Origin of the sequence: Caballeronia sp. LZ003 (genome assembly GCF_031451465.1) — a bacterium.
Lineage (GTDB): Bacteria > Pseudomonadota > Gammaproteobacteria > Burkholderiales > Burkholderiaceae > Caballeronia.
This window is the reverse complement of the sequence record NZ_JARUXJ010000004.1, coordinates 1,323,669-1,334,521: the sequence shown is the minus strand read 5'-3', so window position 1 is coordinate 1,334,521 and position 10,853 is coordinate 1,323,669. Positions and strand designations below refer to the sequence as shown.

Annotated in this window: 10 protein-coding genes and 1 pseudogene; all 11 read left to right on the top strand. The window is 61.7% G+C overall.

What is annotated here, in order from left to right; genetic code table 11:
* A pseudogene (gene sdhB, locus QCE79_RS29905) lies at nucleotides 1-106 on the top strand (succinate dehydrogenase iron-sulfur subunit); the annotation flags it as partial.
* A 13-nt stretch (nucleotides 107-119) separates the two neighbouring features.
* Complete coding sequence (locus tag QCE79_RS29900; protein WP_309850115.1) at nucleotides 120-416, top strand: succinate dehydrogenase assembly factor 2; 297 nt, start codon at nucleotides 120-122, stop codon at nucleotides 414-416.
* 147 nt (nucleotides 417-563) lie between these two features.
* Entirely contained in the window at nucleotides 564-1,865 is a 1,302-nt protein-coding gene (gene gltA, locus QCE79_RS29895) for a citrate synthase (RefSeq protein WP_309850110.1), read from the top strand.
* Between the two features lie 243 nt (nucleotides 1,866-2,108).
* Nucleotides 2,109-3,518, top strand: coding sequence for a 3-isopropylmalate dehydratase large subunit (gene leuC, locus QCE79_RS29890; RefSeq protein ID WP_244829113.1), 1,410 nt, complete (start codon nucleotides 2,109-2,111; stop codon nucleotides 3,516-3,518).
* 9 nt (nucleotides 3,519-3,527) lie between these two features.
* Entirely contained in the window at nucleotides 3,528-3,665 is a 138-nt protein-coding gene (locus tag QCE79_RS29885; protein ID WP_250466478.1) for an entericidin A/B family lipoprotein, read from the top strand.
* Nucleotides 3,666-3,735: 70 nt separating this feature from the next.
* Nucleotides 3,736-4,386 carry a 3-isopropylmalate dehydratase small subunit gene (gene leuD, locus QCE79_RS29880; RefSeq protein ID WP_244829115.1) on the top strand — a complete coding sequence of 217 codons (651 nt, stop codon included), beginning with the start codon at nucleotides 3,736-3,738 and terminating at the stop codon, nucleotides 4,384-4,386.
* A gap of 141 nt (nucleotides 4,387-4,527) precedes the next feature.
* On the top strand, nucleotides 4,528-5,595 hold the full coding sequence (leuB, locus tag QCE79_RS29875) for a 3-isopropylmalate dehydrogenase (RefSeq protein ID WP_309850106.1): 1,068 nt from the start codon (nucleotides 4,528-4,530) through the stop codon (nucleotides 5,593-5,595).
* A gap of 375 nt (nucleotides 5,596-5,970) precedes the next feature.
* A complete protein-coding gene (gene asd, locus QCE79_RS29870) occupies nucleotides 5,971-7,092 on the top strand; it encodes an aspartate-semialdehyde dehydrogenase (RefSeq protein WP_309850104.1) in 1,122 nt (373 codons plus the stop codon).
* 183 nt (nucleotides 7,093-7,275) lie between these two features.
* Nucleotides 7,276-9,339, top strand: coding sequence for a FimV/HubP family polar landmark protein (locus QCE79_RS29865; RefSeq protein WP_309850101.1), 2,064 nt, complete (start codon nucleotides 7,276-7,278; stop codon nucleotides 9,337-9,339).
* A gap of 1 nt (nucleotide 9,340) precedes the next feature.
* Nucleotides 9,341-10,144 (top strand): tRNA pseudouridine(38-40) synthase TruA, encoded by an 804-nt coding sequence (gene truA, locus QCE79_RS29860; RefSeq protein WP_250466481.1) that lies wholly within the window; start codon nucleotides 9,341-9,343, stop codon nucleotides 10,142-10,144.
* Nucleotides 10,141-10,809: a phosphoribosylanthranilate isomerase gene (locus QCE79_RS29855; protein WP_309850098.1), complete on the top strand. Its 669-nt coding sequence runs from the start codon at nucleotides 10,141-10,143 to the stop codon at nucleotides 10,807-10,809. Before truA ends, QCE79_RS29855 begins: the two co-directional genes overlap by 4 nt.
* Nucleotides 10,810-10,853: the final 44 nt, after the last annotated feature.

The following is a 10,853-nucleotide window of genomic DNA, read 5'->3' as shown; positions in this document are numbered from 1 at the left end:
CCGTTGCCACACGATCATGAATTGCGTCGACGTGTGCCCGAAGGGGCTCAACCCGACCAAGGCGATCGGCAAGATCAAGGAATTGATGGTGCGCCGCGCTGTCTGAGATGGGCTAAGAGATGGTCGACAATTCAAGCATTACTGCGGACGACGGTCCGCATCAGTCCGACCCCCTTCGTCGCGCGCGTCTTCGCTGGCGTGCGCGGCGCGGCCTGCTGGAAAACGATCTGATCTTCGAGCGTTTTTTCAGCCGATATGAGCATGACCTCAGTGACGCCGACGTGTTCGCGTTGACCCGTCTGCTGGAGCTGAGCGACAACGAACTGATGGATTTGTTGCTGGCGCGCACCGAGCCCGAAGGCGAGCTTGCGACGCCCGATGTAATTCGTCTGCTAGGCATGCTGCGTACCGTGTGATTTCAGCAGGAATCCACGGAGTTCTGCACAATAAGCCGAAATAAACGAATTAAGGCCGCAAGAGGCCCACAGTACAGTTTGTGCCGCGCAGCTTCCGTCGTGCAAATTATCGAGAACCTGTATCCATACTTCGATTGAGGATGTGCTATGACCCCGTCAGATGTTAAAGCCACGCTATCGTTCAGCGACAACTCGCCGAGCGTCGAAATGCCGATCTACAAGGGCTCCATGGGCCCGGACGTGATCGACATTCGCAAGTTGTACGGTCAGACCGGCAAGTTCACGTATGACCCGGGCTTCATGTCGACGGCAGCGTGCAATTCCGCGATTACGTATATCGACGGCGACAAGGGCGAACTGCTCTATCGCGGATATCCGATCGAAGAACTGGCGGTGAACGCCGACTTCCTCGAAACCTGCTATCTGCTGCTGAAGGGCGAACTGCCGACCGCCGCGCAGAACCAGGAATTCGTGGATACGGTCACGCGCCACACGATGGTGCATGAGCAAATGCACTTCTTCTTCCGCGGTTTTCGTCGCGACGCGCACCCCATGGCCGTCCTCGTCGCCGCAGTCGGCGCGCTGTCGGCGTTCTATCACGACTCGCTGAATATCAACGACCCGCGTCATCGCGAAGTGTCGGCCATCCGCATGATCGCCAAGCTGCCGACGCTGGTGGCCATGGCGTACAAATTCAGCATCGGTCAACCGTTCGTTTATCCGAAGAACGATCTGTCGTATAGCGCGAACTTCATGTACATGATGTTCTCGAACCCGTGCGAAGAGTACAAAGTCAACGACGTGCTGGTGCGCGCGCTCGACCGTATCCTCATCCTGCACGCGGACCACGAGCAAAACGCGTCGACCTCGACGGTGCGTCTCGCGGGTTCGTCGGGCGCCAATCCGTTTGCGTGTATTGCAGCGGGTATCGCGTGTCTGTGGGGCCCGGCGCACGGCGGCGCGAACGAAGCCGCGCTGAACATGCTGGAAGAAATCGGCTCGGTCGACAACATCGCCGAGTTCATCAAGCAGGTGAAGGACAAGAACTCGGGCGTGAAGCTGATGGGCTTCGGCCACCGCGTCTACAAGAATTACGATCCCCGCGCGAAGCTCATGCGCGAAACCTGCCACGAAGTGCTGAACGAGCTCGGTCTGCATGACGACCCGCTCTTCAAGCTTGCGATGGAACTGGAAAAGATCGCGCTGGAAGACGAATACTTCGTGTCGCGCAAGCTGTACCCGAACGTAGACTTTTACTCGGGTATCGTTCAGCGCGCGCTGGGCATTCCGACGTCCATGTTCACGTGTATCTTCGCAATGGCCCGTACGGTTGGCTGGATCGCGCAGTGGAACGAGATGATCGCCGATCCGGAACAAAAGATTGGCCGTCCGCGTCAGTTGTTCATTGGCCAAACGCCGCGTGATGCGAAGGCGCTGGACAAGCGTTAAGCGCATATAGGTAAGGTTGGACGAAAGCCCCGGCGAGTGATTGCCGGGGCTTTTTGCTTTTGGCTCCTCGTCCGTCTTCCTATCCGGGTATCGCTGATCCAGGTACCGAACCCACCACCCAACCCACTGTTTTTAATGGATTTTTCCGTAGCCTAGTACTATCCACGCGCTCCTTGAGAGTGGCATAATCGACTCACAAGTCGTCAAACTGAAAACCCCGCAGTCACACTCCAAAGCGCTCACATGGCACAGACTCTCTACGACAAACTGTGGAACACACACGTGATCCACACGGAAGAGGACGGCACGTCGATCCTCTATATCGACCGTCACCTGCTGCACGAAGTGACGAGCCCGCAGGCCTTCGAAGGCTTGAAGCTGGCCGAGCGCCCGGTGTGGCGCATCAGCGCGAACCTGGCCGTGTCCGACCACAACGTGCCGACCACCGACCGTTCCCACGGCATTGCTGATCCCGTGTCGAAGCTGCAAGTCGATACGCTCGACTCCAATTGCGATAGCTTCGGCATCACTCAGTTCAAGATGAACGATCTGCGTCAGGGCATCGTGCACATCATCGGGCCGGAACAGGGCGCGACGCTGCCGGGCATGACCATCGTCTGCGGCGACTCGCACACCTCCACGCACGGCGCGTTCGGCGCGCTCGCGCACGGCATCGGCACCTCGGAAGTGGAGCACGTGCTCGCCACGCAAACGCTCTTGCAGAAGAAGAGCAAGAACCTGCTCATCAAGGTCGAAGGCCAATTGCCGCGCGGCTGCACCGCGAAGGACATCGTGCTCGCGATCATCGGCAAGATCGGCACGGCGGGCGGCACCGGTTACGCCATGGAATTCGGCGGCTCGACCATCCGCGCGCTCACCATGGAAGGCCGCATGACGGTCTGCAACATGGCGATCGAAGCGGGCGCGCGGGCCGGCATGGTGGCCGTCGACGACACCACGATCAACTATCTCAAGGATCGTCCGTACTCGCCGCAGGGCGTCGAGTGGAATCAGGCGGTCGAGTACTGGCGTCAGTTCAAGTCGGACCCAGACGCGCAGTTCGACCGCGTGGTCGAACTCAATGCGGCCGAAATCGTGCCGCAAGTCACGTGGGGCACGTCGCCGGAAATGGTCACGTCGGTCGATGGCCGCGTGCCCGATCCCGAGCGCGAAAAAGATCCGGTCAAGCGCGACGCCATGGAACGCGCGCTGCACTACATGGCGCTGCAACCGAACACGCCAATCGAGGCCATCAAGCCGGACAAAATCTTCATCGGCTCGTGCACGAATGCGCGTATTGAAGACCTGCGCGCCGCCGCGTATGTGGTGAAGACGCTCGGCCGCCGCGTGGCATCGAACATTCGTCTGGCGATGGTCGTGCCGGGCTCCGGTCTCGTGAAAGCGCAGGCTGAGCGGGAAGGGCTCGACAAGATTTTCACGAACGCGGGCTTCGAATGGCGCGAGCCGGGATGCTCCATGTGCCTTGCCATGAACGCGGACCGGCTCGATCCGGGCGAGCGCTGCGCATCGACGTCGAACCGCAATTTCGAAGGCCGTCAAGGCGCGGGCGGACGCACGCATCTGGTGAGCCCGGCAATGGCGGCCGCCGCTGCAATCGAAGGTCACTTCGTCGACGTTCGCAAGCTCGCCTGACTCGGTGCGATGAAGCGAAATCTACTCTCGCTCGTGGTTGCCGCCGGTTGTCTGCTCACACTGACACTCGCGGGCTGCAACACGATGCACGGTTTCGGCGAAGATTTGCAGCATCTGGGCAATTCGATCAGTAACGCGGCTAAGTAGGCGAGCCGCATTCATCCGGCGACGCGGCCAAGCATTGCCGGATCTGCAACAGACAAAGGGCTCAAGCGTCATGGAAAAATTCATTGTGCATAGCGGCCTCGTGGCGCCGCTGGATCGCGAAAACGTCGACACGGACGCGATCATTCCGAAGCAGTTCCTGAAGTCGATCAAGCGCACTGGCTTCGGTCCCAACGCGTTCGACGAATGGCGTTATCTCGATGTCGGCCAGCCGGGTCAGGACAACAGCAAGCGCCCGCTGAACCCGGATTTCGTGCTGAATCAGCAGCGTTACCAGGGCGCGTCGATTCTGCTCACGCGCAAGAACTTCGGCTGCGGCAGCTCGCGGGAGCACGCGCCGTGGGCGCTGGATCAATACGGCTTTCGCGCGATCATCGCGCCGAGCTTCGCGGACATTTTCTATAACAACTGCTTCAAGAACGGGCTGCTGCCGGTGGCGCTGACGGAGCAGCAAGTGGACAAGCTGTTCAACGAGACCAACGCGTTCGTGGGTTATACGCTGACCGTCGATCTCGAAGCGCAAGTCGTGCGTACGGGCGACGGCACCGAGTATTCTTTCGAAGTCCCGGGCTTTCGCAAGTACTGTCTGCTGAACGGCTTCGACGATATCGCGCTGACTCTGCGCCACGCGGACAAGATTCGTCAGTACGAGACGGAACGGCTGACGAAACAGCCGTGGCTGAACAATCGGCTGGTTGGATAAGAGCCTGTATTCGGCCTGCGCTCAGATGCAGGCGCGCTTTTAGTGACGTTGTTCGTGTCCGAGAAACCCGACACGACGGCGCGAACCAAACCGGGAAGCTCCGCAAGCGCGGAGCGCGTCCTGTGAATAAGGAATCGAGACATGAAGATTGCAGTCCTCCCCGGCGACGGGATCGGTCCGGAAATCACCGCCGAGGCGGTCAAGGTGCTGAACGCGCTTGGTGAGAAGTTCGAACTCGAAGAAGCGCCCGTTGGCGGCGCGGGTTACGAGGCGAAGGGCCATCCCCTGCCGGATGCGACGCTGCAACTCGCCAAGGACGCCGACGCGATCCTTTTCGGCGCCGTCGGCGACTGGAAGTATGACAAGCTCGAACGCGCGTTGCGCCCGGAGCAAGCCATTCTCGGTCTGCGCAAGCATCTGCAACTGTTCGCGAACTTCCGTCCGGCCATTTGCTATCCGCAATTGACGGGTGCTTCGTCGCTGAAGGCCGAGATTGTGTCGGGGCTCGATATCCTGATCGTGCGTGAACTGAACGGTGACATCTACTTTGGTCAGCCACGCGGCGTGCGTGCTGCGCCGGACGGCTTGTTCGAAGGCGCGCAGGAAGGCTTCGACACCATGCGTTACGCGGAACCGGAAGTGCGGCGCATTGCGCATGTCGCGTTTCAGGCTGCGCAAAAGCGTCAGAAGAAGTTGACGAGCGTGGACAAGGCGAACGTGCTCGAAACATCGCAATTCTGGCGCGACATCATGATCGATGTGTCCAAGGAATATCCGGACGTCGAGCTGTCGCACATGTATGTCGATAACGCGGCGATGCAGCTGGTCAAGGCGCCCAAGGCTTTCGACGTGGTCGTGACGGGCAACATGTTCGGCGACATTCTCTCCGACGAAGCCGCGATGCTCACCGGTTCCATCGGCATGTTGCCTTCGGCGTCGCTCGACAAGAACAACAAGGGCTTGTACGAGCCGTCGCATGGTTCGGCGCCGGATATCGCGGGCAAGGGCGTGGCCAATCCGCTTGCGACCATTCTCTCGGCCGCGATGATGCTGCGCTACTCGCTCGGCAAGACGGAGCAAGCCGACCGTATCGAAAGCGCGGTGAAGAAGGTGCTGGAGCAGGGCTATCGCACCGGCGATATCGCGACGCCCGACGGCCAAGTCGTCGGCACGAAGGAAATGGGCGACGCGGTGCTCAAGGCGCTCTAAAAAACTCGCGATCGGCTGTTGCGACAAATGCAGCCGATCGTGACGTTTATCCTATTTTTATCCGTTTTACGGCACGATTCGCGGCGATTCGGTTCGAGATTCACGAAATAGCCCGGTTATCGTGTAGACTGTTTTGTTATGGCGAAGAACTCTCAATTCTCTTTGGAATCCATCGGACGCGGCTCAAAAGTCAGCGCGACGGGTCTCGCCATCAGCACGCGCGGTCACGCCATCGTTGGCGTCGCCAAAACGCGCATTACGAAAACCTCCATCAAAGCGATCACGATTCGCTGATCGTCCCTCGTGTCCGAGCGTCTTCCCCGCGCGGCCACGCCGGGTAAGGATGCGGGGAAGCTACCACTGGAAGGGTGAGTCATGAACGTAGGTCTCGTTGGTTGGCGCGGCATGGTCGGCAGCGTCCTGATGCAGCGCATGCAGCAGGAAGGCGACTTCGACCTGATCGAACCGGTGTTTTTCAGCACCAGCAATGCGGGCGGCAACGCGCCGTCGTTCGCCAAGAACGAGACTAAGCTCAAAGACGCGACGAGCATCGACGACCTGAAGAAGTGCGACGCCATCATCACGTGTCAGGGCGGCGACTACACCAACGAGGTGTATCCGAAGCTGCGCGCGGCGGGCTGGAAAGGTTACTGGATCGACGCGGCCTCGGCGCTGCGCATGAAGGACGACGCGGTCATCATTCTCGATCCGGTCAACCTGGACGTCATCAAGGACTCGCTCGTCAAGGGCGGGCGCGATTTCATCGGCGGCAATTGCACGGTCAGCCTCATGCTGATGGCGCTCGGCGGCCTGTTCCGCGAAAACCTCGTCGAATGGACGACGGCCATGACGTATCAGGCCGCATCCGGCGCGGGTGCGCAGAACATGCGCGAACTGCTGCAGCAAATGGGTGTGCTTTACGGCGCGGCCAAGGAAGACCTGGCCGACCCGTCTTCCGCCATCCTCGATATCGACCGTCGCGTGCTGGCTGCAATGAAGGGCGAACGCATGCCCGTCGATAATTTCGGCGTGCCGCTCGCAGGCTCGCTGATCCCGTGGATCGACAAGGATCTCGGCGACGGCATGTCGAAGGAAGAGTGGAAGGGCGGCGCGGAAACCAACAAGATTCTCGGCAAGCCCGCAATGGGTCAGCCGGGCTCGGTTCCCGTGGATGGGCTTTGCGTGCGGATCGGCGCCATGCGCTGCCATTCGCAAGCGCTGACCATCAAGCTCGCGAAGGACGTGCCGCTCGACGAAGTGCACGGCATCCTGGCATCGGCGAACGACTGGGTGAAGGTCGTGCCGAACGAGCGCGAAGCATCCATCCGCGATCTGTCGCCTGCAGTCGTTACGGGCACGCTTACGGTGCCGGTTGGCCGTCTGCGCAAGCTCGCCATGGGCGGTGAATATCTGTCCGCGTTCACGGTCGGCGACCAGCTCTTGTGGGGTGCTGCCGAGCCGCTGCGCCGCATGCTGCGCATTCTGTTGGACAAGTAAAGTAAACTACGCGCTTATGAGCGCGGCTTGACGAGAAGCGTCGCGTTTATCGCGGCGCTTTTTCGTTTGTGCAGCCGGTTTTGTCATGGAACGTGTCCGCGTGACCGTTCGACGAAAAATCCACCCGCGCGCGTTTGTCATGGCAGTGTTTCGATTCAACCTTCGCCGTTCCCTGGAGTTTCAATGATTCATCGACCTGGCCGGTCTTTCAACACGCCATCGCGCGCGGCGTTCGCTGCGGCTGGCATTGTCGCGTCCGCGGTGCTCGCCGCGCATCCGGGCGCGGCTTTCGCGCAGGCGAGCGAGGTTGCAGCAGGCGCTACGCAGCAGTACGCGGTGAAGCCCGGTCAGTCGCTGAGCGATATCGCCGGCGAACTCACCGGTTCCAAGGAACGGGCCGTCAAGGAAAAGATGGCGCGCGCCCTGTTCGAAGCCAATCCGAACGCGTTCGCCGGGCACGACATCAACCGGTTGAAGCTCGGTTCGGTGTTGAACGTGCCGGCATCGGATGCGGGCGGAGCGTCCGCGCCAGTCTCGGCGCCCGCATCGACGCCAGCGCCGGTCCCGCAGGAAAACGCGACGGCGAGCGCATCCGCGACTGGCGTTGCACCGGCGTCGGCGACTCAAGACGTCGCGAGCGAACCCGCGCCGCCCGAGGCAGCCTCGAATCCCGCGCTTGTTGCGAGCGCGCCGAATGCCGTTGCGCCGGCGTCCGAGGCAAGTACCACAATGGCGCCCGCGAAGCCCGAGGTCGCCACTTCCGCTGCGGCGCCCGCGACCGGGTCGCCGCTTTCGGACCCCAGGATTTTCCTTGGTGGGCTGGTTGGGCTGAGTGTCATATTCGGCCAGTGGTATATCAGAAGGCGTAATCGCGCCAAACTCGAAGCGGCGAGAGCGGCAGCGGACCCGCGCGCGCCGCGAACCTTTTCCTCGATGGAAGAAGCGGAAGCAGACGCCGCCGCGCGTAACGAAAAGCTGCGTCAGCAACGCGAGCGCGAGCGTTTGGCTGCTATCGCCGTGGCGAGCGTAGATGGCAAGGCGGTTCAGCGCGACGATCAGTCGGAACTGAACGCGGTGGCGGCGAGCATCGAGGATTACGACGCGGCGCAAGTCTTCCCCACACCGTCCGATGACGACGCGGTCGCGCGCATGACGCCGCCGGCCAGGAATCCGGCGTCGCAAGCCGAGCCGTTCGTTCCCGCGACGCCCGCCGCTTTGCACGCGGAATTCGTGCCATCCGCGCGCGAAGAATCATCGAACGACGCCGACGCGCACGAAACGCATGCCCGTGAAATCGCTGCACGCCAGGCCGCCGCGCTCGAAGCGCGCAAATGGGAAGAACAGGAGCGCGAAGCCGCCGCGCGTCAGGCTGCGCATCAGGAAGCCGAGGAACGGGAGACGCGCGCACGTGAGCTCGCGGCCCGCGAGGCGCTCGCCCGCGATCTGTCCGCCCGCGAGACGCAATTGCGCGAAGCCGAAGCGCGCGATGCCGCCGAGCACGCGGAACAGGCCCGCGAGGCGGCGGCGCGCGAGATCATCGCTCGCGAAGCCGAACTGCGCGAAGCTCAGGCGCGTGCGGCCGCCGAGGAAGCGGCCGAGCAGCGCGCGGCAGAACAGCGCGAGATCGAGCACGCAGCGCTCGACGTGCCGCCCGAGCCGGAACTCGACGACGATCCATCGCCCGGTCATCGTTTCCCGATGCCTAAGTTTCCAAAAGAAGCAATTCAGGCGCTCGACTCGCTCGAACTCGGTTTGCCGCCGCGTCTCGAACTGACGCTGAACGCGCCTCATGATTTGGCGAGTTCGCCGCCGCAGGCGCTTGAAGCCGCGCCCCGTGAGTCCGCTGACGCGGCGCCGTTGCCGTTCATCCCGCAGCCGGTGGCCCACGCGCAGACGGCTCACGAGGACTTGCCGCCCGTGCCGCGAGGGGATTCCGTCGTCGCTCAGATCGAAGCCGGCACTGCAGGCGCCGCGGCGGTGGCCGGCCTCGGAGCCACCCAGTACGGCCCGCTGAGCCTCGACTTCGACCTGAATCTGCCGGCGAGCCAGACTGCACCGTTGCCGGCGCTGACGCCTTCGCAACTGGCGACAATCGCGCGAAACAAGCTCGAACTAGCGACCGAATACATCGAACTGGGCGATTTGTCGGGCGCGCGCACGTTGCTTCAGGAAGTGCTCGCCTCGAACGATTCAGCCACGCGTCCGCAAGCCGCCGCGTTGCTTTCGACGCTCGCGCCGCATTCTTGAAATGCGCATTGCATTAGGCGTTCAGTACGACGGCTCGGCGTTTTCCGGCTGGCAATCTCAGCCGCATGGCAACACGGTGCAGGACGAACTCGAGCGCGCGCTCGGGGAGTTCGCGCAGACTCGTTTGCAGACGGTCGTCGCCGGACGGACAGATACCGGGGTTCACGGCCTGGGCCAAGTCGTGCACTTCGACACGGAACTCGACCGTACCGAGTTTTCCTGGGTGCGCGGCACGAATGCGTTTTTGCCGGAAACGATCGCGGTGCAATGGGCGAAGCCGATGCCCGACGACTTCCACGCCCGCTTCAGCGCATTCGAACGCACTTACTATTACGTGCTGTACATCAATGCGGTCCGTTCACCCATGCTCGCGAAACGCGCTGGCTGGGTGCACACGCCACTGGATGTCGGCGCGATGCGTGAATCGGTGGCGTGTCTTATCGGCGAGCACGACTTTTCGTCGTTCCGCGCGGCGGATTGCCAGTCGAAAACGCCGGTCAAGCATGTGTATCGGATCGATGTACGCGAGCAGGGCAACTTCGTGCACTTCCGGTTTCGCGCCAATGCGTTTTTGCATCATATGGTACGCAATCTAATGGGATGCTTCGTTGCCATTGGCCGGGGAAAACATCCGGTTTCGTGGATGACCGACGTACTCGCCGCGCGCGACCGTCGTATCGCCGCGCCGACCTTCATGCCGGACGGCCTATATCTGGCGGAAGTCGGTTATCCGGCGCAATTCGCGGTGCCGCCTGCGCATATCGAAAGCATGCCGTGGAGCGCCGTCTGGGCGAACGAGAAATGAGCGAACGGGATCTTCATCGAACGAGAATCAAGCTGTGCGGACTTTCCCGCGCCGAAGACGTGCGCCACGCCGTGGCGCTCGGCGCGGACGCCGTGGGCTTCGTTTTCTATCCACCGAGTCCGCGTTCGGTGAGCGTCGCGCAAGCGGTCGAACTGGCTCGGCATGTGCCGCCCCTCGTGTCGGCAGTCGGTTTGTTCGTCAACGCGACGCCGGAATGGGTGAGAGAAGTCACGTCGAACGTTCCTCTGTCCATTTTGCAGTTTCACGGCGACGAGACACCCGAACAATGCGCCGAGTTGGCCGCAATTGCGGGTTTGCCCTATTGGCGCGCATTGCGAATCGGGCCTGATGCTGCAACGAGCGATTTGATAGAATCGTCTCTTAAATTTGCAGATGCTGGCGGCATTCTTCTCGACGCACTCGTCGAGGGCTTTGGCGGCGGCGGGAAGATATTCGATTGGTCACTTATCCCAACAGATCTAGGGCATCGGGCCGTTTTGAGTGGTGGGTTGAACACGCAAAACGTCAGTGAAGCCATCCGGCGCGTGCGCCCGTTCGCGGTCGATGTCTCAAGCGGCATCGAAACGCCGGGCGCCAAGGGCGTGAAAGATCCCGCCCGGATGGCGGCATTCGTGCGCGCGGTGCGCGAAGCGGATGCCAGCTGAATAAAAATGTGAATTCGCCGTAATGGCACTTCACCACCGAAGAG

Bases quoted from the DNA above. Each gene is read 5' to 3' on its own strand.
- QCE79_RS29900 (WP_309850115.1), top strand. From the start codon at position 120: ATGGTCGACAATTCAAGCATTACTGCGGACGACGGTCCGCATCAGTCC.
- gltA (WP_309850110.1), top strand. From the start codon at position 564: ATGACCCCGTCAGATGTTAAAGCCACGCTATCGTTCAGCGACAACTCG.
- leuC (WP_244829113.1), top strand. From the start codon at position 2,109: ATGGCACAGACTCTCTACGACAAACTGTGGAACACACACGTGATCCAC.
- QCE79_RS29885 (WP_250466478.1), top strand. From the start codon at position 3,528: ATGAAGCGAAATCTACTCTCGCTCGTGGTTGCCGCCGGTTGTCTGCTC.
- leuD (WP_244829115.1), top strand. From the start codon at position 3,736: ATGGAAAAATTCATTGTGCATAGCGGCCTCGTGGCGCCGCTGGATCGC.
- leuB (WP_309850106.1), top strand. From the start codon at position 4,528: ATGAAGATTGCAGTCCTCCCCGGCGACGGGATCGGTCCGGAAATCACC.
- asd (WP_309850104.1), top strand. From the start codon at position 5,971: ATGAACGTAGGTCTCGTTGGTTGGCGCGGCATGGTCGGCAGCGTCCTG.
- QCE79_RS29865 (WP_309850101.1), top strand. From the start codon at position 7,276: ATGATTCATCGACCTGGCCGGTCTTTCAACACGCCATCGCGCGCGGCG.
- truA (WP_250466481.1), top strand. From the start codon at position 9,341: ATGCGCATTGCATTAGGCGTTCAGTACGACGGCTCGGCGTTTTCCGGC.
- QCE79_RS29855 (WP_309850098.1), top strand. From the start codon at position 10,141: ATGAGCGAACGGGATCTTCATCGAACGAGAATCAAGCTGTGCGGACTT.